The following is a 19,250-nucleotide window of genomic DNA, read 5'->3' as shown; positions in this document are numbered from 1 at the left end:
GCTACGACGGCCACTGCCGCGCCCGCACCCGCCCCACCGGGAACCCCCCAAACGCCCCAAACCCCCCCACCCCGGCTACGGCCCCGCAGCCCCCGGCTTCGGCCCACCCACCCCTCCTCCGCCACCGCCGCAGCCCTACGGCCACCCCGCCCCACCACCCCCGCAGTACGGCCACCCCGCCCCGCCGCCGTACCCCCACCAGTACGCGCAACAGCCCACCGACACCCCCGAGTTCATGGCAGTCGACCGTCACAACTCGATCGTCGTCGACTCCGCCGGTGTCGCCTTCGAGGATCACGGATACTCCGCCGAGTTCCCCTGGCACGAGATCCGCAGCGTTCACTACAAGGCCGGTCCCAACGGGAAGACGCTCATGATGGCCGTCGTCCACATGGACGGCCGGTTCTACGAGTGCGTCGTGGACGCGAAGAACCGCGACCTGCTGGGGCAGTGGTTCGCCCAACTGGCCGCGATCCTCGGGTACTACAAGCCGCTCGCCTGATCCACGCGGTGCCGGGCGCCGAGGTGACGGAGGACCCGTTCGGCTCGGCGCCCGCGACTTACCGCCGCCCGCTACGGCAGCTCGTGCACATGCGGCCCCACCGCCCCCGACCACGCGTTCCCCGCCGCCGCGTCCCAGTTCGTCGACCAGGTCATCGCGCCCCGGAGGTCCGGGTAGGTCCTCGACGGCTTGAAGGAGCCGCACCCGGTGCCCTTCGTCAGGCAGTCGAGGGCGTTGTTCACCACGGTCGGGGAGACGTAGCCGCTGCCCGCCCCGCTCGGGGACGCGGGGAGACCCAACCCCACCTGGGACGGGGCCAGTCCGCCCTCCAGCTGGATGCAGGCGAGGGCGGTGAGGAAGTCCACCGAGCCCTGCGAGTACACCTTGCCGTCGCAGCCGAGCATCGAACCGCTGTTGTAGTACTGCATGTTGACGACCGTGAGGATGTCCTTCACGTTGAGCGCCGTCTGGAAGTAGGAGTTCGACGTCGACTGCATGTCGATCGTCTGCGGTGCCATCGTCAGGACCAGCCCGGAGCCCGCCTTCGCGGCGAGCGAGTGCAACGCCTGTGACATGTAGGTGGCGTTGAGCCCGTTCTCCAGATCGATGTCGACCCCGTCGAAGCCGTACGTCTGCATCAGGGAGTACACCGAGTTCGCGAAGTTCGTCGCCGAGGCCGAGTCGCTCACCGACACCGTGCCGTTCTGCCCGCCGACCGAGACGATGACCTTCTTGCCCGCCGCCTGCTTCGCCCTGATGTCGGCCTTGAACTGGTCGACCGTGTAGCCGCCGAGCCCGGCCGAGTCCAGGTTGAAGGTCACGGCCCCCGGCGTCGTCGTCGCGTCCGCGAAGGCGACCGCGATGATGTCGTACTGCGCCTGCACGTCCGACAGCCGCTGGACCGTCGCCCCGTTGTCGAAGTTCTGCCAGTACCCGGTGACCGCGTGCTTCGGCACCGTCCCGCCCCCGCCGCCCGGCGAGGCGGTGGTCGTGCCCGTCACCGCCGAGGAACGAGCCGACTCACCCGCCGAGTTCGCGGCCGTGACCTGGAAGCTGTACGACGTCGACGCGGCCAGCCCCGTCACGGTCGCCGACGTCCCGGTCACCGCCGTGACCTTCGTACCGGCGCGGTAGACGTTGTAGCCCGTCGCGCCCGACACCGCGTTCCAGGACAGCGAGACGGACGAGGACGACGTACCGGAGACCGCCAGGCCGGACGGTGTCGCCGGGACCGTGGGAGACGGGTCACCGCCGCCGCCCCCGTCGGGGCCGTACACCGCCACGTCGTCCGCGAGGTACGCGGCCTGGCCGTACCAGCCGTGGGTGTACACCGTCACCGAGGTCGTGGCGGCGCCCGTCGTGAAGGTGGTCGTCAGCTGCTTCCAGGAGGCCGAGTCCGGGGTCCAGGTCGACACGTCGGTGGTGCCGGTGCCGGTCGCGCCCAGGTAGGCGTAGCCGCCCTGCACCCAGGCGCTCAGCGTGTACGTCGAGCTCGGCTTCACGGCCACGGTCTGGACGCACTTCGCGTTGTCCTGCCCGGCCGGCGTCGCCTTCAGCGCGGCCGAGCCGCCGTGCACAGGGGAGGAGACCGTCGTACCGCTGCTCGCGGAGCAGGTCCAGCCGGACAGACCGGACTCGAAGCCGGCGTTCCTCGCGTTGTTGACGTCCGCGGCGGACGCCGGTCCCGCGAAACCCAGGGCGAGGGCCACGGAGACGGCTGCGGTCCAGAACCGCACCGGTTTTCTGCTGAGTATGGGCATGACAAGAGAGTTGGTCCAGACCAATCCGTTGTCAAGGAGGCGGGCGCAACTCGCCTTTCACTGGCTCGCGCACGTGGCAAGTGCGCCCCATCTGGGCAGGAATCGCCCGCTTTTGAGCTCTCAACCGGAGCAGGAAGTCACAGAATCGCTGTTCTCCGGTCACAGAGGCGTGGTTACAGTGCTCAGGTAGTCACGCAGTGAAGTCGACCGGGTGTGCCGGAGTGATCCGTCGGACCCACGGGCATGGGATACGGGGAGCTGCGCGTGCCAACTGCCATCGCAGTGACCGGTGCCGACATGGCGCTGCCGGCACAGGACGAGCGGACCCTGCCCGCCGTCGTGCTCGACGGCCTCGACCGGCAGCCGCTGGACCACTCGCTCGCCGCGCTCCAGTCGTTGATCGACCAGCACGGCCATGTGATCGTCGTGTACTCCCATGCCGTGCCCCCGGCGGTGGACCAGCGGCTGCGCACCGTACGGTCCCTGCTGGAGAGCGACCGGATCGCCCTGTTCCGTCCCGAACTGCCACCGCTCGGGATCGCCGTCCTGGCCCGCCAGTTGAGACAGCTCGCCTCCTGCGACCTCAGCCCCGGCGTCCTCGCCTCGGCCGGCCGGCTGCTCACCCACTACCTCCACGCGGGCGCGCTCCTCGGCTCGGTGGCCAAGCTCGACCGGGTACCCGTCGGCCTCAAGTCGCACGCCAAGTCCTGGGTGCCGGGCAGCCAGTTCGCGGTGCTCGCCCACCCGCAGCCCCAACTCGTACGGATCGCCCCGGACGCCGTGCTCGCCGGACCGGAGTTCGCCACCTCGATGCTCGTCGCCCGAGGCCAGCTCCAGTCCGACTGGGTCTCCGGGAACCTCGCCAAGTCCTGGCGGATCCAGGGGCTGCGCGAGACGCCGCTGCCCGCCGAGTCCGCCGAGTGGTGGGGCACCGGCAGGCTGATCGAGTTCTGCACCTTCCTGCCCGACCTGTCCGTCCTTTACCAACTGGTCACCTCGGTACGGCAGAACATCTGTCACTGGTGCGGTATCGACGTCATCGGAGACCGTTGCGTCTTCTGCTCGGCCACCGCCCCCGTGCCGCCCGTACCCCAGCAACGACAGCAGTACCAGCACCAACTGCCCGCCGGGTGAGCCGTACCGGATCGCCCCCGTCCCCGACTCCGCTCGACCGAGCCCCCCAACGAGGTTGTACGGTTCATGAACTCCCGTCAGCGCCGCGGCGTGATACTCCTGCTCCTGTCGGTCCTGGGCGCCCTCGCGGCGTTCGCCGGCGTGCTGTCCGTCATCAACGACGTGAAGTCCAAGGTCGGCCCCGAGGTCACGGCGTACGAGGTCAAGAAGGACATCCAGCCGTACACCCGGCTCACCGCGGCGCAGTTCGAGAAGACCGAGATGCCCGAGCGCTGGCTGTCGGCCAACGCGGTCACCGATCTGGCGGCCGTCAGGGACAAGATCGCGGTGACGACCCTGAAGAAGGGCTCCCTGCTCCAGAGCGACATGATCGTCGACCAGCCGGCCCTCCAGCCCGGGCAGCAGGAGATCGCCATCATGATCGACGCGGCGACCGGTGTCGCCGGCAAGATCACGGCGGGCTCCGCGGTCAACGTCTACGCGACCTTCGAGGGACAGCGGGAGGGTGATCCCGACCAGTCCAAGATCATCGTGACCAACGCCCGGGTCCTGGACGTCGGCGATCTCACCTCGCTCCAGCCCGACGCCGACGACCGCACCCGCGCGGCCACCGAGGCCCGTCCCATCACCTTCGCGCTCTCCGCCCTCGACGCCCAGCGCATCACGTACGCCGAGTCGTTCGCCAAGCGCGTCCGGCTCGCCCTGGTCGCCCCGGGCGAGACCGGCACCGTCCCCGAGCAGGACCGCACGTACGAACTCGCGAAGGACAAGTGAGAGGCCGCCATGCCCACGAGGATCCTTCCGGCCGTCGGCGATGCGGACGCGGTCCGCTCCCTCACCACGCTGCTCAGCCAGCTCCCGGACGCCGAGCCGGTCGCCCCGGTCACCGACTCCACCCAGCTCATCGACACCCTCGCGCGCCTGGCGTCCGAGTCGATCGACGAGCTGCCGGAAGTGGTCGTCGTCCATGAGCGGATCGGTCCCGTCCCGGCCCTGGAGCTGATCCGCGAGGTCGCCCTGCGCTTCCCGGCCGTCGGCGTCATCCTCGTCACCTCCGACGTCAGCCCCGGCCTCTTCCAGGCCGCGATGGACTACGGCGCCCGCGGCCTGATCTCCCTCCCGCTCGGCTACGAGGAACTCGCCACCCGGGTCAACGCGGTCGCCCAGTGGTCGGTGGGCGTACGACGGCACCTGGGCGCCGGCGGTGACGTGTTCACCGGTGTCGGCGGCACCGTCGTCACCGTCAGCGGCGCCAAGGGCGGGGTCGGCGCCACCACCACCGCGATCCAGCTCGCCCTCGCCGCCCAGGCCTCGGGCCGCCCCACCGCCCTGCTCGACCTGGACCTCCAGACCGGCGACGTCGCCTCCTACCTGGACGTCCAGTTCCGCCGCTCGGTCGTCGACCTCGCCACCATCACCGACATCTCCCCGCGCGTCCTTGCCGACGCCGTCTTCCGCCACGACACCGGCCTCGCCCTGCTGCTCGCACCCGGCGAGGGCGAACGCGGCGAGGAGGTCACCGAGCGCGCCGCCCGCCAGATCGTCTCCGCCCTGCGCTCCCGCTACGAGGTCGTGGTCGTCGACTGCGGCGCCCAGCTCAGCGGGGCCGGCGCGGCGGTCGTGGAGATGGCGGACACGGCGCTCCTGGTCACCACGCCCGACGTCGTCGCCGTCCGCGGCGCCAAGCGTGCCGTGCGCATGTGGGACCGCCTCCAGGTCCGCAAGGCCGAGGAGACCACGGTCGTCGTCAACCGGCACAGCCGCGGTACGGAGATCCAGGCCCCGCTGATCCAGAAGATCACCGGCACCGGGGTCGCCGCGACCGTCATCCCGGCGAACTTCAAGGAGCTCCAGGGCGCGGTGGACGCGGGCCGGGTCCACGAACTCGACGCCAGGGGCACGGTCAAGCAGGCCCTGTGGACGCTCGCCGGTGAACTGGGCCTGGTCAAGGGCACGGAGACGAACTCGCATCGCAACGGAGGGCGGGAGCGGGGGGCGTTGGCCTTCCGGCGGCGCAGGGAGCTGGGGAGATGAGGAGGCGACGCGACGAGGGGCAGGTGACGATCGAGTTCCTCGGGATGACCCCGCTGATCCTGGTCACCCTGGTGCTGCTGTGGCAGTTCGTGCTGCTGGGGTACACCTTCACGCTGGCGGGGAATGCTGCGGACGAGGCGGCGCGGGCAGGGACCGCGGTACCGGACGGAGAGCGGCAGGCCGCATGCCAGGAGGCGGGCCAGGACAAGCTGCCGGGCGCGTGGAGCGGCACGGTGAGCTGCGCGACCGGGGGCGGCTACGTCAAGGCCACCGTCAAGCTCCAGGTGCCCGTCCTGTTCCCGGGCTCGATCGGCTTCCCCTTCGACGTGACGGGTCACGCGGGCGCCGTGGAGGAGGACAAGGACTGAGATGCCGTACTCCCGGACAGGCCGTGAGACGCCGTACCCCCCGACGGGCCGCGCCCACCGGCGCGACCGCGGCCAGGTCGCCCTCGAATACCTCGGCTTCATCCCGATCCTGATCCTCGTCGCCATGGCGGTCGTCCAGCTCGGGCTCGTCGCCTACACCGCCCAGCAGGCCGGTACGGCGGCCAGGGCCGGGGCGCGGGCCGCCTCGCTGGACCTGAGCGCGCAGGACGGCTGTGTGAACGCGGTCAGCGACTGGCTGTCCGTCTCCTGCGCCGAGGGCGGGGGCGGCGACTCGGTCACCGTGACCGCCACCGTCCAGATCCCGTCGGTCGTCCCCGGCTGGAGCTTCGACCCCGCCGTCAAGACCGCCACCATGCCGCTCGACCACTGAACGAGGTACCCCCATGAGTCTGCGGTCCCGCATCAACACCCCCGAGGAGAACGGCAGCCGGGGCGAGGACGGCCACCTCGTCTCCTCCTACCGGGCCAAGCTCCTGGAGGAGATCGACCTCGCGGAGATGAGCTCGCTCGCCGCCGCCGAACGCCGGGCCCGGCTGGAGCGGGTCCTCGGGCACATCATCAGCCGCGAGGGCCCCGTCCTGTCGACCGTCGAGCGCTCGCAGCTGATCCGGCGCGTGGTCGACGAGGCGCTCGGCCTCGGCATCCTGGAGCCGCTGCTCGAAGACGCCTCCATCACCGAGATCATGGTCAACGGCCCCGACTCGATCTTCGTCGAACGCGCCGGCCGGGTCGAGCAGTTGCCGCTGCGCTTTCCCTCCCACGACCAGCTGATGCAGACCATCGAGCGAATAGTCTCGACGGTCAACCGCCGCGTGGACGAGACGAACCCGATGGTCGACGCCCGCCTCCCGTCCGGCGAGCGCGTCAACGTGATCATCCCGCCGCTCTCCCTGACCGGCGCGATCCTCACCATCCGCCGCTTCCCGCGCTCCTACACGCTCCAGGAACTCGTCGGCTTCGGCTCGCTCGACGAACACATGCTGTACCTGCTGGCGGGCCTGGTGCAGGCGCGCTTCAACATCATCGTCTCGGGCGCGACCGGCACCGGCAAGACAACGCTGCTCAACGCGCTCTCGGGGCTGATCCCCGAGGACGACCGGATCATCACCATCGAGGACTCGGCCGAACTCCAGCTCCAGCAACGCCATGTGGTCCGCCTGGAGTCACGCCCGCCGAACGTCGAGGGCCAGGGCCGGGTCACCATCCGCGACCTGGTCCGCAACTCGCTGCGCATGCGCCCCGACCGGATCGTGGTCGGTGAGGTCCGCGGCGGCGAGTCCCTCGACATGCTCCAGGCCATGTCGACCGGCCACGACGGCTCCCTGGCCACCGTGCACGCCAACAGCGCGGAGGACGCGCTGATGCGGCTGAAGACCCTGGCGTCGATGTCCGAGGTCGAGGTCCCCTTCGAGGCGCTGCACGACCAGATCAACAGCGCGATCGACGTGATCATCCAGCTCACCCGGTTCGCCGACGGCGCCCGCCGGATCACCGAGATCGCGCTGCTCGACAGCCACGGCAGCGAGCCGTACCGGCTGGCGACGGTGGCCCGCTTCCACGCCCGGCCGATGGCGGCGGACGGCCGGATCTACGGCCAGTTCGAGTACTTCCCGCTCCCGCGCCGCACCGTCGACCGCCTCTACATGGCGAGCCAGCCCACGCCCCAGGCCTTCGGCGTGGCCCAGTCCCCGGCCGAGTTGGCCCTCCGAGAAGCCAGGTAGGCCCCGATGGATCTCGACTCCCTCGTCAATCTCACCACCGGCGTCGCCCTGTTGACCTGCGTGCTCGCGGTCGTCGGCGTGCACGTCTACGCCAAGGGCCGGGCCCAGCGGGCGGCCCTGGTCGACCGGCTCTCGGCCGCGAGCCAGGTGACCTACACCGGCCGCCGCCGCCACTTCCGCGACCTGGACCGCAGGCTGCGCCGCACCCGGCTCGGCCGGCAGCTGGAACTCCGGCTCGCGGCCACCGGACTGGACGTGACACCGGGCGAGTTCTTCGTGGCGATGCTCGCCGCGGTGGCCGGCCTGTGGCTGATCGGCCAGGAGACGCTGGCCCCCTTCTTCGGCCCGATCCTCGGCCTCATCGGCGTCTGGGCGGCGCTGCAGTTCCTCAACTGGCAGCGCCAGAAGCGCATCGAGAAGTTCATCAACCAACTCCCCGAACTGGCCCGCATCCTGGCCAACGCCACCCACGCGGGCCTCGCCCTGCGCACCGCGATCGGCATGGCGGCGGAGGAGCTGGAGGCCCCGGCCGGCGAGGAACTGGCGAAGGTGGCCAACCAGTTGGCGGTCGGCGTCTCGATGGAGGACGCGCTCGACGAGATGGCGAAGCGGCTGCCCTCGCGGGAGCTGGTGGTTCTGGTGACGACCCTGGTCCTGTCCAACCGCGCGGGCGGCCAGGTGGTCAGCGCCCTGCGCAACCTCACCGAGACGCTGGAGGAGCGCAAGGAGACCCGGCGCGAGGTCCGCACCCAGCTCTCCCAGGTCAGCATGACGTCGTACGCCGTCCCCGTCCTCGGCATCGGCTCGCTGTTCCTCATGAACGGCGTGAAGGATGGCGCACTGGACCGGATGACCGGCTCACCGGTCGGACAGGCGGTGGTGATCATCGCGTTCGGCCTGTACGCGGTGGGGTTCGTCCTGATCCGCCGTCTGTCACGGATCGACGTCTGAGGGGCTGGTCATGATCGCAGTCGGACTGGCCCTGTTGGCGGCCGTGAGCGTGTGGGGCGTCTTCGCCGGCCTGCGCATGTACCGCGCGGAGGCGAAACTCCCCAGCGACCTGGTCCTGGCCCTGGAGGTCGGCTCCACCCGCACCGGCGCGGTGGACTCCCTGATCGACCGCATGGGCATGCGGTACGCCCCCGCGGTCCTGCGCCTGATGGGCCCCAAGCAGGTCGCCAAGTACCGCCGCAAGATCGACCTCGCGGGCAACCCCGGCGGCCTGACCATCAACCGCTACGCGGCCCGCAGGGCGGTCTACGGCTTCCTCGGCGCCCTGGGTTTCCTGGTCTTCCTCCTCCGCGGCCAGATCCTGGTGGCGCTGCTCCTGCTGGCCTTCGGGGCGTTCTGGACGGAGGTCGGCATCTGGTCGGCGATCCGGGTCAGGAAGGACGTCATCGAGCGCACCCTCCCCGACTTCCTGGACGTGCTCGCCGTGGTGGTCAGCGCGGGCCTCGGTTTCCGCCAGGCGCTGGACCGGGTGGCCTCCAAGTACGAGGGCCCCTGGGCCGACGAACTCCGCATCACGCTCCGCCAGATGGACCTCGGCATGAGCCGCCGCCAGGCCTTCGCGGAACTGCGCCGCCGCAACGACTCCGAACAGGTGGCGATGTTCGTGACGGCCCTCCAGCAGGGCGAGGAGCTGGGCGCGCCCATCGTGGACACCCTCGTCTCCCTGGCCAAGGACATGCGCCGCACGGACGCCCAGAACGCCCGCCGCAAGGCCGCCCGCGCGGTCCCCAAGGCCACCCTGATGATCACCACGTTCATGGTCCCGGCCACGATGCTCCTGCTGGCCGCGGGGCTGCTGCTGGGCTCGGGAACCGACTTCGGCACGATCACGGGGAAGTAGGGGGTCGGCGATGTCGCTCATGGGCGCGCGGGGGGTGGGGCGCGGGCTGAGGCACGGGTGCCCGGGGGCGGACGGACGGGCGAGCGGGACGACGCCGGCGCGCGGGTCCGAGTCCCGGCCGGCGGGTGGCGCGGGTTCGGCGGTGCCGGGTCCGCCGCCGTGGGCCGTAGCGACGAAGGACTCGAACGGACGCGGGGTCGCCGACGGCGATCAGCCCCCACAGGCGCCACCGGCACCCGACGACGGCCGCACGAGTGGTGCGGATGGGAACACGAAGAACGCGCACACCCGCACACCCGCACTCGACATCCAGGTCAACGCCCTGCAGGCGATGTGCCGCCAGGTCTTCGGCTTCCGCCTGGCGATGATCGCCCTCGCCGCCCCCGCCGCCCTCCTCAACGCCCACCCCGGCCTCGGCACCCGCCTCGTCGGCGCCGCGGTGGTCGTCACCTTCATGGTCTCGTACGCCCTCTTCAGGGACTGGGAACGCTTCGGCCCCCTCCTCCTGCGCCACCCCACCCTCCTCGCCGCGGACACCCTCTTCGCCGCCCTGCTGCTCTTCTCCGCGGGCCCCGACACCACCCTCGCCTACGTCAGCGTCTGCACCCCCCTCCTCGCCGGCATCGCCTACAGCTGGCGCGGCGCCGCGGTGTTCGCCTCGCTCCAGTCCCTGATCCTGCTGCTGGCCCAGGCGACCCTCCCGCACAGCCACACCACCCCCGCCGACACCCTCCTGCTCCCCGGCTTCTGCGTGATCACCGGCGCGGTCGGCTCCACCCTGCGCAACCTCCTGCTCCGCTTCGGCACGGCGACCCAGGCGCTGACCGCGATGCGGGCCCGCCTGGCGGTGACGGAGGCGATCGGCGAGGAACGGGCCCGGCTGGCACGGGAGATGCACGACTCGGTGGCGAAGACCCTGCACGGCGTGGCCCTGGCGGCGGAAGGCCTGGCCACGTCGGCGGCCGCCCCCACCCCGGACCCGGCCCTGCTCAAGCGACAGGCGGAAATCGTCGCGCGAGCCGCCCGCCGAGCCGCCACGGAGTCCCGCGAACTCCTCACCGACCTGCGCCGCGACCACCCCGCCACGACCGACGTGCTCGAAGAACTGGCCGTCCGCGCACGGGAGTTCGGTGCCCGCACCGAACTCCGCACGACCTACCGCCCCCCGGCCGCCCCGCACCCCGCGCTCCCCGTCCCGCCCCCGGTGGCCCGCCAGCTCCTCACCATCACCGAGGAGGCGATGGAGAACGCCCACCGCCACGCCCGGGCCACCCGCCTCGACGTGCGCGCGGAGATCGAGGACGGCCTGCTGCGCATCAGCGTCCACGACGACGGCCGCGGCCTGCCCCAGGGCACCACCCTCGACGAACTCCGCAGAGCGGGCCACTTCGGCCTGGTCGGCATGGTGGAACGCGCCGCGTCGGCCGGCGCCCGGCTCCACATCGGCGAGGGCCCGCACGCCAAGGGCACCGAAGTACGCCTGGAACTCCCCCTGCCACCCCCGCGGGCAGCCCGATGACCCCCCACCCCACCACGAGAGGAGGCCGCGCCGTGCCGGACGACCCCCAGCCCCCCGTCACCCCGTTCGCGCTGTTCCCGACGGCCCCGCCCACACCGGTCCGGATCGTCGTCGCCGACGACAACCCGGTGGTCCGAGCGGGCCTCACCGCCCTGCTCTCGGGCCGCGCGGACATCACCGTCGTGGCCGAGGCGGCGGACGGCCGGGAGGCGTACGAGGCAGCGCGCGACCACCGCCCCGACGTGATCCTCCTGGACGTCCGCATGCCCGGCGTCGACGGCATCGCGGCCCTCCCGCACCTCGTGCCGATCGCCCCGGTGCTGATGCTGACGTACAGCGGTGAGCCGGAGACCGTCCGCGAGGCGCTGCGCCGGGGAGCCGACGGCTACCTGGTCCACGGCGAGTTCACGGCGGACCAGCTCGTCCTGGCCGTACGGGACGTGGTCCAGGGCCGCACCCATCTGACCCCCACCGCGGCGGGCGCGCTGCTCACCCAACTTCGCGATGCAAACGCACATGAAAATTCGGACCTTCCCGCCCCAGTCTCCCCGATTTCTTCCCAAGTGCTTTCGCGATTGCAACCATCTGTGGGACAGTCGTCCTCGGACCGGTCGCGTTTCCAACTCAGCGCGAGGGAGGCGGAGATCATGGACCTCATCGCATCCGGCATGACCAACCAGCAGATCGCCGCCGCCTGCTTCATCAGCGAGAAGACGGTCAAGAACCACATCAACCGCATCTTCGCCAAGCTCCACAGCACCAGTCGCTCCGAGGCCGCCGCCAAGTGGCTGGGCACGGCGCCGGGTTCGAGCCGGGGAGTGGGGTGAGCCGTGAAGACGCCGACATGGGCCCGGATTTGGGCCCACGGACCCTCGGCCGGACGGAACATCGAAGACTACGTTCCGGATGTCGACAGCGATGACGCCGAAGGGGCCCGCCATGAACAACCGGTTCAACGACGACAAGGGTCAGACCGCGGTCGAGTACCTGGGGATCATCGCCGTGGTGGTGGCGATCGTCCTGGCGATCACGGGCACGGACATCGGCAGCACGATCTACGACGCGATCACCGAGCAGATCGCCAACGTGACCGGAGGCTGACGCGCCTCCTCCCGCACGGTGACACCGGGCAGGCCTTCCCCATCTACATCACGGTGGTGGGGGGCCTGCTCCTGCTCGCGTTCGCCTTCCTCGCGGTCGGCCAGGCCACGGCGAACCGCAACAGCGCCCAGACGGCGGCCGACGCGGCGGCCCTGGCGGCGGCCCTGGACACCCGCGACCAGCTCACCGACGAGTGGGTGGCGAACGTACTCGACCCCACCAAGTGGCAGGACATCCTCGACGGTGGCGGTGTGGCGTTCACGGGGTGCGCGCGGGCGTCCCAGTTGGCCGCGCAGAACGACGCCACCGTGGACTGCACCCCGCAGCCGGGTCTGTCGCCCCCGGGCTACGAGGTCGTGGCCACGACCGACAAGTCCGTCGGTGACTCCATCGTCCCCGGCACCGAGAACACCCACTCGACCGAGCGGGCCACCGCCGTGATCGAGCCGCGCTGCGACTTCGAGCTTCCCGACGAGCCGCCCGCCGACGAGGAGCCCCCCGCCGACGACACCGACGCGGACGTGCTGCCGAAGCTCACGTGCGAGGACGGCGTCGAATGGAACCTGGATCCGAAGGACCTCACGAATCTCCCGAAACCCGAGGATCTCTTCGACGTCCACCTGGCGGACTGACAAGCTGACGACACCAGTGACGAAGGAAGCAGAGTGATGAGCGTTCGGTTCACGGCGAGGGCCCGCAGGGGGATCGTCGCGCTGACGGTCGCGGCCGGACTGGCCGTCGGCGTGGCCGGCTGCGGCGGAGGCGACGACGACAAGAAGCCGGAGACCTCGGCGTCCGCCTCCAAGGGGACCGGGTCCCAGCCCAGCACCCAGGAGGGGCAGTCGGACACGCCCCTGGCCGAACTGAAGGGCCAGGACGGACTGCTGCTCCAGATCACCTCCGCCACCCGGGACGCCGGCGGCTTCGTCACGGTGAACGGAACCCTGAAGAACGACAGCGACAAGAGCGTGGTCGTCCCCGCGGCGGTGCGCGGCGACGAGACCGAGATCGTCAGGAACGGCCGGTCACTGGGCGGCGCCACGCTCGTCGACTCCAAGGGCAAGAAGCGGTACTACGTGCTGCGGGACACCGACGGGCGCCCGCTGACCACCACCGGCTTCTCGACCCTCAAGGCGGGCGAGAGCCTGGCCGTGTTCATGCAGTTCCCGGCACCGCCCGAAGGTACGACGGAGGTCGCCTTCCAACTCCCCACCTTCGCCTCCGCCCCCATCCAGATCTCCGGATGACGCCCACCATGACCACCCACACCCCACCCCGCCTCGCCCTGGCCGTGACCGCCGCCTCGGTGCTCCTCGCCCTGGGTCTCACCCCCGCACACGCGGACGACGGCGACCCCAGCTATCCCCCCGGCACCGAGCCGTCCGCCTCCGCCCCGGTGAAGGTGGACTCCAACGACCCGGACCTGAAGCTCCCGGAGGGCGCCACCCTCGCCGAGCCGAAGGTCCTGGACATCAAGCAGGTCGTCGAGGACCAGAGCGGGGACGAGCGCCGGGAGGACACCAACGCGGACGTGAAGTTCGCCCTCCAGGCCGAGGTCCTCTTCGCCAAGGACAGCGCGAGGCTGAACGGCGAGGCGAAGTCCCGTATCGCCGCCATCGCCGCCGAGATCAAGAACCAGAACGCCACCCAGATCCGCGTCTTCGGCTTCACCGACGACCTCGGCAGCTACGCCCACGGCCTCACCCTCTCCCGCCAGCGCGCCAACGCCGTCCAGGACGTCCTCGACCAGGAACTGAAGGACTCGGGCATCACCTACGAGGTCCGCGGCTACTCCGAGGACTACCCGATCGCCTCCAACGCCACGGAAGCCGGCCGCAAGAAGAACCGCCGCGTCGAGGTCTCCTTCCCCCGGGGAGCGAACTGACGGCACCGGCCCGGGTGTCCGCAGGTACACCTCCGACCGGGTGTGCAGACCCATCGTGACGTGCCCGGCACCTTCGTAGTCTCGTCGACATGGCTGACAACGGAAACCTCACAGACGTCAACTCCCCTTCCACTCAAGGGATTTCGCGACGTAAGACCCTGCGCGGCCTCGCCGTCGCGGCAGGCGGCACGGCACTCGCCACGAGCGTCGGCGTCGGTGCCGGCGTCGCCCCCGCACACGCCACCGGCCGGGGCGTGCGGACCTACGTCCTCGTGCACGGCACCCACAGCGCCGCCGCGTTCTGGACCGGGATCGGCCGGGAGCTCGCTTTGCGCGGCCATCGGGTCGTCGCGGTGGACCAACCCCTGCACGGCACCGAGAAGTTCATCCCGGAGGCCTACCAGGCACAGGACCTGCGTGCCCTCGCCACCGAGCCCTCGCCGGTCGCCGCACTCACCCTCGACGACTTCGAATGACGGGTCACCGCGGCCGTCCGCGGGGCCGCGCGCCTGGGCGGTCCCGTCGTCCTCGTGGGCCACAGCATGGGCGGCCTCTCGGTCAGCCGGGTCGGCAACGCCGTGCCCGAACTCCTCGACCACATCTGCTACATGGCCGCGTTCTGCCCGAGCCGCGCGCTGCCCTCCCTGAACGACTGCGCGGCCTCTCCCGAGGGACAGCAGGCCGTCGTCCCGCTCCGGATGGTCGGCGACCCGGAGAAGCTCGGCGTCCTGCGGCTCAACTGGCGCACCTCGGACCGCCAGGAGCTGGCGGTGCTCAAGGAGATGATCTGCGCCGACTACACCGACGCGGAGTTCCTGCGGGTGCTGGAGGGGATGCAGACCGACGAGTCGATGACGGCGTACGGGGACCGCGCGGTCGGGCGGGCCGGGACCTGGGGCCGTATTCCGCGCACCTATCTGCGCTTCGGCAGGGACAGGACCGTGGCCACCGCGCTCCAGGACCGCATGATCGCGGAGGCCGACGCGCTCACCCCGCACAACCGCTTCACGGTCCACGACTTCCCGGCCTCGGGCCACCTGGGCCCCGCGGACCCGGTCCCGGTCGCCGACGCCCTGCACCGCCTGCCGGTGTAGTCCACGGCCCGGTCCCGGTCCGTCCGCACCCCGCCGGCCGCCCTACTCCACCGCGATCTCCACCCGCACCCCGGCCCGCAGCCCCCATCCCGCCATCGCCCCGGCCTCCGCCTCCAGCACATGCCGGGACCGGAGCCGGGGCAGCCCCAGCCGCCCCGGCCGCATGGTGCGCACCGCGACCACCCGGAGCCGCCGGTCGAGATAGGCGACATCGATGGGCATCCGCATCCGGAAGGTGTGCACGCTGTTCGCGGGGGAGAGGAGCAGCGCCCCCTCGACCGAGTCCCGCCCCAGCAGCCCCTTCGTCCGGGCCCGGTACGAGGACGCGATCTCCAGCGGCACATCGGGCCCCGCCCCCTCCCCGTGCACGACCAGCCGTCCCCGCCCGTCCTGCCAGCGCCCCATCCCGGAGCCACCTTCCGTCATGGCGTTCGCACGCCGTCCGCGCCGCGTTCCCGTACCGTGGGAACCGATCCTCTCTCTCCTGCCCAGGTCAGGTGACCGATGCGGAAAATCGTCCTGATGATGGGGATGTCCCTCGACGGCTACATCGAGGGCCCCGACAAAGACATCAGCTGGCACCGGGTCGACGACGAGCTGCTGGCGCACATGAACGCCACGATCGGCGCCATGGGCGGCCTCATCCACGGCCGGGTCGTCTACGAACTCATGGCCGCCCACTGGCCCACGGCCGACGCCGACCCCGACGCCGACGCGTCCACCGTCGAGTTCGCCCCGATCTGGCGCGACCTCCCCAAGTTCGTCTACTCCCGCACCCTCAAGAGCGTCGGCTGGAACAGCACCCTCTTCCACGAGGTCGTACCGGAAGAGGTCCGCGCGCTGAAGGAACAGCCGGGCGGGGACCTCGGCCTCGGCGGGGCGGGCCTCGGGGAGTCCTTCCTGCGGCTCGGTCTCGTCGACGAGGTGCGGCTCTACGTCCATCCCGTCCTCGTGGGAGCGGGCAAGCCGCTGTTCCCGCGGGCCGACACCCCGACCTCGCTGCGGCTCGTGGAGTCGCGCACGTTCGGCAACGGCGTGGTGCTGCTGCGGTACGAGCCGGAGGCGTAGGGAACCGGACGCGTAAAGAAGTTGTCCCGTACCCCGCACGTGGGTAGGAAGGGCGTCATGACCGGACTCGGCGCAGTGTTCCGTCCCCAACTCCCTCCCGAGCGGCTGCGGGCGCTCGCCCGGCTCGCGGACGAGACCGGGCTCGAAGAACTCTGGCTGTGGGAGGACTGCTTCCGCGAAGGCGGGATCTCGACGGCGGCCGCCGCGCTCGCGTGGACCGAGCGGGTCCGGATCGGCGTCGGCCTCCTCCCCGTCCCGCTGCGCAACGTCGCCATCACCGCGATGGAGACGGCCGCCCTGCACCGCATGTTCCCGGGCCGCGCGATCGTCGCCGTCGGCCACGGCGTGCAGTCCTGGATGGGCCAGGTCGGCGCACGGCCCGAGTCGCCGCTCACCCTGCTGCGGGAGCATCTCGACGCGCTGCGGGCCCTGTTGCGCGGCGAGCGGCTGACCGTCCGGGGGCGCTACGTCACCCTCGACGACGTCGGCCTCGACTGGCCGCCCGCCGACCCGGTCGAGGTGCTCACCGGGGCCACCGGACCGCGCACCCTCGGCCTCGCCGGGGAGGCCGCCGACGGCACCGTCCTCACCGCGAGCACCCCACCGGAGGGCGTCCGCAGGGCCCGTCTGCTCATCGACGAGGGCCGGCGGCGCGCCGGACGCACCGACCCGCACCGGGTCGTCGTGTACCTCCTCACCGCCACCGGCCCCGACGCCGCCGCCCGGCTGCGCGCCGAGCTGGGGGAGGAGGGCCTCGCCGACACACCCGACCTCGGTGTGGCCGGGGACGCGGACGCCGTCGCGAAGGCCGTGCAGCGGCTCGCCGACGCCGGTGCCGACACCGTCGTACTCCAGCCGACGGGCGACGAGCCCGACCCGGAGGGCTTCGTGCGCTTCGCGGCGGAGCAGGTCCGGCCGCTGGTGCCCTGACCTCGTCGGAGGTCGAGGGCCCCGGCCCCGCCGGAAAATGGGCGGCGCCCGCCCGCCGCCCACTGCCACGATCACCTCCATGACCTCCCCGGATCCCCGCACGTTCGAAGACCTCGTGGCCGAGGGCGCCGCCGTCCCCACCGACGGGTGGGACTTCTCGTGGTTCGAGGGGCGGGCCACCGAGGCGCGGCCTTCCTGGGGCTACGCCACCTCCCTGGGCGGCCGGCTGGCCACCGCCACCGCCGCCCTCGACATCCAGACCGGCGGCGGCGAGGTCCTGGACTTCGCCCTCGGTACGGCGCCGAAGGCACCCGTGCTCATGACGGCCACCGAGGGCTGGCCGCCGAACGTCGCCAAGGCCACCGCCCTGTTGAGCCCGCGCGGCATCGCGGTCGTCGCCGTGTCCGAGGACGCCCCGCTGCCCTTCGCGGACGGCACCTTCGACCTGGTCGGCAGCCGCCACCCGGTCAAGCCGCGGTGGGCGGAGATCGCCCGTGTGCTGCGGCCGGGCGGCACGTACTTCGCCCAGCACGTCGGCCCGCGCAGCGTGTTCGAGCTGGTCGAGCACTTCCTCGGCCCGCTGCCCGAGGAGCAGAGCTCCGACCGGCACCCGGACCGCGAGCGCGCGGGCGCCGAGGCGGCGGGCCTGGAGATCGTCGACCTGCGGGCCGAGCGGCTGCGGATGGAGTTCCACGACATCGCGGCGGTTGTCCATTTCCTGCGCAAGGTGGTGTGGATGGTCCCCGGCTTCACGGTGGCGCGGTACGAGCCTCAACTGCGGTCCCTGCACGAGCGGATCGCGGCCGACGGGCCCTTCGTGGCCCACAGCAGCCGCCATCTGATCGAAGCCCGCAAATGATCGCAAATGGGTCAACGGGGGCATCATGTACCGATCTACCCCGCATATCCATGGTCTTCACCGGGTTTCCACATCGTTATCCCAGGCGGCTCGCCACCGGACCGCTTTTGACGTAAATTCAACCCGAGGCAATTCGCGCCAGCAAAGCTGCGCGGTGGCACCGCGCAGAGGAGGGGGCTGCGCGGTGCCGTGCCTGCTTCCCGACGTCAAAGAAACGTTCCGACCCGGGTTCACCCGCGTGGGCGATGCCCTACGCCCCCATGATTCCGCCGTGATTCGGCCACGAAACCCCCATGAACTGGCCTTCAATCGGCCACCGCGCCGTCGCCGCCCGACTCCGGAGAGTAGTTGTGGCACGCCGATGCACGCACCATCCCTCACGAAGGGTTATGGTGGAAACCCCCCCTCGGGCCGGTCCGTATCCCCCCCACGGACCGGCCCGTTTTTTGTGCGCGGGGAGGGGCGGAGGGGATGTCCGCCCGGGGGTGCGGCCGCTCGTACGCGACCTCCGTCGGCCCCACCGCTCAAGGCACCCCGCACAGTTGGCACCCGGCACCCCCGGTACGCTCGACTCGCGGGGACCGCCATCTCAAAGGGGCTGACTTTCACGTGAACCTGCGCGACAAGCTGCGCGGCCTGCTCGTCAGGCTCTACGCACGCCGGGTGGAGGGCCACCTGGACCACGCCCAGGTGCCGAAGCACATCGGTGTCATCGTGGACGGCAGCCGCCGCTGGGCGAAGGCGGCCGGCTCCACCCCCGTCGACGGCCACCGCGCCGGCGCCGAGAAGATCGAGGAGTTCCTCGGCTGGTGCACCGAGACGGACGTCGAGGTCGTCACCCTCTGGCTGCTGTCGACGGACAACTTCAACCGCCCGCCGGAGGAGCTCGGCCCCCTCCTCGGCATCATCGAGGACGTCGTCCGCACCCTCGCCGCCGACGGCCGCTGGCGGGTCCATCACGTCGGCGCCCCCGACCTGCTGCCGTCCCCGATGCAGACCGCGCTCAAGGAGGCGGAGGAGTCCACCGCCCACGTCGACGGGATACTCGTCAACGTCGCCATCGGCTACGGCGGCCGCCAGGAGATCGCCGACGCCGTACGGTCGATGCTGCTGGACGCCCACGACAAGGGCACCCCGCTGGAGGAGCTCGCCGAGTCCGTCACCATCGACGCGATCAGCCGGCACCTCTACACCAGCGACCAGCCCGACCCCGATCTGGTGATCCGCACGAGCGGCGAGCAGCGGCTGTCCGGATTCATGCTGTGGCAGTCGGCCCACTCGGAGTACCACTTCTGCGACGTCTTCTGGCCGGCCTTCCGCAAGGTCGACTTCCTGCGCGCCCTGCGCGACTACGCGGCGCGACACCGGCGTTACGGCGGCTGAGGCAAACACGCGGCGTACC

At 71.3% G+C, this 19,250-nt stretch carries 21 protein-coding genes and 1 pseudogene; 20 read left to right on the top strand and 2 right to left on the bottom strand.

Annotated elements, in window-relative coordinates; genetic code table 11:
- The first annotated feature begins 13 nt into the window (after nt 1-13).
- Nucleotides 14-502 (top strand): hypothetical protein, encoded by a 489-nt coding sequence (locus G3I78_RS52365; protein ID WP_239158288.1) that lies wholly within the window; start codon nt 14-16, stop codon nt 500-502.
- Between the two features lie 71 nt (nt 503-573).
- Here the strand turns inward: G3I78_RS52365 and G3I78_RS36705 are convergent, their stop codons facing one another.
- Entirely contained in the window at nt 574-2,262 is a 1,689-nt protein-coding gene (locus tag G3I78_RS36705) for a glycoside hydrolase family 18 protein (RefSeq protein ID WP_164432869.1), read from the bottom strand.
- A 243-nt stretch (nt 2,263-2,505) separates the two neighbouring features.
- On the opposite strand from G3I78_RS36705, the gene G3I78_RS36700 reads away from it, so the two are divergent.
- The 15 genes and pseudogenes from G3I78_RS36700 (at nt 2,506) to G3I78_RS36630 (ending at nt 14,991) form a co-directional block, all read left to right on the top strand.
- The gene (locus G3I78_RS36700) at nt 2,506-3,396 is read left to right on the top strand and encodes a hypothetical protein (RefSeq protein ID WP_164432867.1); all 891 of its coding nucleotides are present in this window, start codon (nt 2,506-2,508) and stop codon (nt 3,394-3,396) included.
- Between the two features lie 66 nt (nt 3,397-3,462).
- On the top strand, nt 3,463-4,170 hold the full coding sequence (gene cpaB / locus G3I78_RS36695; protein WP_164432865.1) for a Flp pilus assembly protein CpaB: 708 nt from the start codon (nt 3,463-3,465) through the stop codon (nt 4,168-4,170).
- Between the two features lie 9 nt (nt 4,171-4,179).
- Entirely contained in the window at nt 4,180-5,430 is a 1,251-nt protein-coding gene (locus G3I78_RS36690) for an AAA family ATPase (RefSeq protein WP_164432863.1), read from the top strand.
- Entirely contained in the window at nt 5,427-5,798 is a 372-nt protein-coding gene (locus G3I78_RS36685) for a TadE family protein (RefSeq protein WP_164432862.1), read from the top strand. Before G3I78_RS36690 ends, G3I78_RS36685 begins: the two co-directional genes overlap by 4 nt.
- Nucleotide 5,799: 1 nt before the next feature.
- Nucleotides 5,800-6,189, top strand: coding sequence for a TadE family protein (locus G3I78_RS36680; RefSeq protein ID WP_164432860.1), 390 nt, complete (start codon nt 5,800-5,802; stop codon nt 6,187-6,189).
- Between the two features lie 13 nt (nt 6,190-6,202).
- Complete coding sequence (locus G3I78_RS36675) at nt 6,203-7,540, top strand: CpaF family protein (RefSeq protein WP_164432858.1); 1,338 nt, start codon at nt 6,203-6,205, stop codon at nt 7,538-7,540.
- 6 nt (nt 7,541-7,546) lie between these two features.
- Nucleotides 7,547-8,491 (top strand): type II secretion system F family protein, encoded by a 945-nt coding sequence (locus G3I78_RS36670; protein ID WP_164432856.1) that lies wholly within the window; start codon nt 7,547-7,549, stop codon nt 8,489-8,491.
- Nucleotides 8,492-8,501: 10 nt separating this feature from the next.
- Nucleotides 8,502-9,392: a DUF5936 domain-containing protein gene (locus tag G3I78_RS36665; protein ID WP_164432854.1), complete on the top strand. Its 891-nt coding sequence runs from the start codon at nt 8,502-8,504 to the stop codon at nt 9,390-9,392.
- A gap of 331 nt (nt 9,393-9,723) precedes the next feature.
- Nucleotides 9,724-10,911, top strand: coding sequence for a histidine kinase (locus G3I78_RS36660; RefSeq protein ID WP_239158287.1), 1,188 nt, complete (start codon nt 9,724-9,726; stop codon nt 10,909-10,911).
- Nucleotides 10,908-11,738, top strand: coding sequence for a response regulator transcription factor (locus G3I78_RS36655; RefSeq protein WP_164432852.1), 831 nt, complete (start codon nt 10,908-10,910; stop codon nt 11,736-11,738). The genes G3I78_RS36660 and G3I78_RS36655 overlap by 4 nt, the downstream gene beginning before the upstream one ends.
- A 79-nt stretch (nt 11,739-11,817) precedes the next feature.
- The gene (locus G3I78_RS36650; protein ID WP_164432897.1) at nt 11,818-12,012 is read left to right on the top strand and encodes a Flp family type IVb pilin; all 195 of its coding nucleotides are present in this window, start codon (nt 11,818-11,820) and stop codon (nt 12,010-12,012) included.
- Between the two features lie 56 nt (nt 12,013-12,068).
- Nucleotides 12,069-12,644: a pilus assembly protein TadG-related protein gene (locus tag G3I78_RS36645; RefSeq protein ID WP_343243953.1), complete on the top strand. Its 576-nt coding sequence runs from the start codon at nt 12,069-12,071 to the stop codon at nt 12,642-12,644.
- A gap of 36 nt (nt 12,645-12,680) precedes the next feature.
- The gene (locus G3I78_RS36640; RefSeq protein ID WP_164432850.1) at nt 12,681-13,259 is read left to right on the top strand and encodes a hypothetical protein; all 579 of its coding nucleotides are present in this window, start codon (nt 12,681-12,683) and stop codon (nt 13,257-13,259) included.
- An 8-nt stretch (nt 13,260-13,267) separates the two neighbouring features.
- Nucleotides 13,268-13,897: an OmpA family protein gene (locus G3I78_RS36635; protein ID WP_164432848.1), complete on the top strand. Its 630-nt coding sequence runs from the start codon at nt 13,268-13,270 to the stop codon at nt 13,895-13,897.
- A gap of 89 nt (nt 13,898-13,986) precedes the next feature.
- A pseudogene (locus G3I78_RS36630) lies at nt 13,987-14,991 on the top strand (alpha/beta hydrolase).
- Nucleotides 14,992-15,033: 42 nt separating this feature from the next.
- On the opposite strand, the gene G3I78_RS36625 reads toward G3I78_RS36630, so the two are convergent.
- Nucleotides 15,034-15,396: a DUF192 domain-containing protein gene (locus G3I78_RS36625; RefSeq protein WP_164432846.1), complete on the bottom strand. Its 363-nt coding sequence runs from the start codon at nt 15,394-15,396 to the stop codon at nt 15,034-15,036.
- 99 nt (nt 15,397-15,495) lie between these two features.
- Between G3I78_RS36625 and G3I78_RS36620 the strand changes: the two genes are divergently transcribed.
- The 4 genes from G3I78_RS36620 to G3I78_RS36605 all read left to right on the top strand — a co-directional run bounded on the left by G3I78_RS36620 (nt 15,496) and on the right by G3I78_RS36605 (nt 19,231).
- A complete protein-coding gene (locus G3I78_RS36620; RefSeq protein WP_164432844.1) occupies nt 15,496-16,059 on the top strand; it encodes a dihydrofolate reductase family protein in 564 nt (187 codons plus the stop codon).
- Nucleotides 16,060-16,116: 57 nt separating this feature from the next.
- Complete coding sequence (locus tag G3I78_RS36615) at nt 16,117-16,989, top strand: LLM class flavin-dependent oxidoreductase (RefSeq protein WP_164432842.1); 873 nt, start codon at nt 16,117-16,119, stop codon at nt 16,987-16,989.
- A 79-nt stretch (nt 16,990-17,068) separates the two neighbouring features.
- The gene (locus tag G3I78_RS36610; RefSeq protein ID WP_164432840.1) at nt 17,069-17,848 is read left to right on the top strand and encodes a methyltransferase domain-containing protein; all 780 of its coding nucleotides are present in this window, start codon (nt 17,069-17,071) and stop codon (nt 17,846-17,848) included.
- Between the two features lie 609 nt (nt 17,849-18,457).
- On the top strand, nt 18,458-19,231 hold the full coding sequence (locus G3I78_RS36605) for an isoprenyl transferase (RefSeq protein ID WP_164432838.1): 774 nt from the start codon (nt 18,458-18,460) through the stop codon (nt 19,229-19,231).
- Nucleotides 19,232-19,250: the final 19 nt, after the last annotated feature.

This window comes from Streptomyces sp. SID13726 (assembly GCF_010548375.1).
Taxonomy (GTDB): Bacteria; Actinomycetota; Actinomycetes; order Streptomycetales; family Streptomycetaceae; genus Streptomyces.
Note: the sequence above shows the minus strand (reverse complement) of the source record. Positions and strands in the feature narration are given on the sequence as shown.

Excerpts from the sequence above, each read along its gene's own strand:
- G3I78_RS36705 (WP_164432869.1), bottom strand. The coding sequence starts at position 2,262 with ATGCCCATACTCAGCAGAAAACCGGTGCGGTTCTGGACCGCAGCCGTC.
- G3I78_RS36700 (WP_164432867.1), top strand. The coding sequence starts at position 2,506 with ATGGGATACGGGGAGCTGCGCGTGCCAACTGCCATCGCAGTGACCGGT.
- cpaB (WP_164432865.1), top strand. The coding sequence starts at position 3,463 with ATGAACTCCCGTCAGCGCCGCGGCGTGATACTCCTGCTCCTGTCGGTC.
- G3I78_RS36690 (WP_164432863.1), top strand. The coding sequence starts at position 4,180 with ATGCCCACGAGGATCCTTCCGGCCGTCGGCGATGCGGACGCGGTCCGC.
- G3I78_RS36685 (WP_164432862.1), top strand. The coding sequence starts at position 5,427 with ATGAGGAGGCGACGCGACGAGGGGCAGGTGACGATCGAGTTCCTCGGG.
- G3I78_RS36680 (WP_164432860.1), top strand. The coding sequence starts at position 5,800 with ATGCCGTACTCCCGGACAGGCCGTGAGACGCCGTACCCCCCGACGGGC.
- G3I78_RS36675 (WP_164432858.1), top strand. The coding sequence starts at position 6,203 with ATGAGTCTGCGGTCCCGCATCAACACCCCCGAGGAGAACGGCAGCCGG.
- G3I78_RS36670 (WP_164432856.1), top strand. The coding sequence starts at position 7,547 with ATGGATCTCGACTCCCTCGTCAATCTCACCACCGGCGTCGCCCTGTTG.
- G3I78_RS36665 (WP_164432854.1), top strand. The coding sequence starts at position 8,502 with ATGATCGCAGTCGGACTGGCCCTGTTGGCGGCCGTGAGCGTGTGGGGC.
- G3I78_RS36660 (WP_239158287.1), top strand. The coding sequence starts at position 9,724 with ATGTGCCGCCAGGTCTTCGGCTTCCGCCTGGCGATGATCGCCCTCGCC.
- G3I78_RS36655 (WP_164432852.1), top strand. The coding sequence starts at position 10,908 with ATGACCCCCCACCCCACCACGAGAGGAGGCCGCGCCGTGCCGGACGAC.
- G3I78_RS36650 (WP_164432897.1), top strand. The coding sequence starts at position 11,818 with ATGTCGACAGCGATGACGCCGAAGGGGCCCGCCATGAACAACCGGTTC.
- G3I78_RS36640 (WP_164432850.1), top strand. The coding sequence starts at position 12,681 with ATGAGCGTTCGGTTCACGGCGAGGGCCCGCAGGGGGATCGTCGCGCTG.
- G3I78_RS36635 (WP_164432848.1), top strand. The coding sequence starts at position 13,268 with ATGACCACCCACACCCCACCCCGCCTCGCCCTGGCCGTGACCGCCGCC.
- G3I78_RS36625 (WP_164432846.1), bottom strand. The coding sequence starts at position 15,396 with ATGGGGCGCTGGCAGGACGGGCGGGGACGGCTGGTCGTGCACGGGGAG.
- G3I78_RS36620 (WP_164432844.1), top strand. The coding sequence starts at position 15,496 with ATGCGGAAAATCGTCCTGATGATGGGGATGTCCCTCGACGGCTACATC.
- G3I78_RS36615 (WP_164432842.1), top strand. The coding sequence starts at position 16,117 with ATGACCGGACTCGGCGCAGTGTTCCGTCCCCAACTCCCTCCCGAGCGG.
- G3I78_RS36610 (WP_164432840.1), top strand. The coding sequence starts at position 17,069 with ATGACCTCCCCGGATCCCCGCACGTTCGAAGACCTCGTGGCCGAGGGC.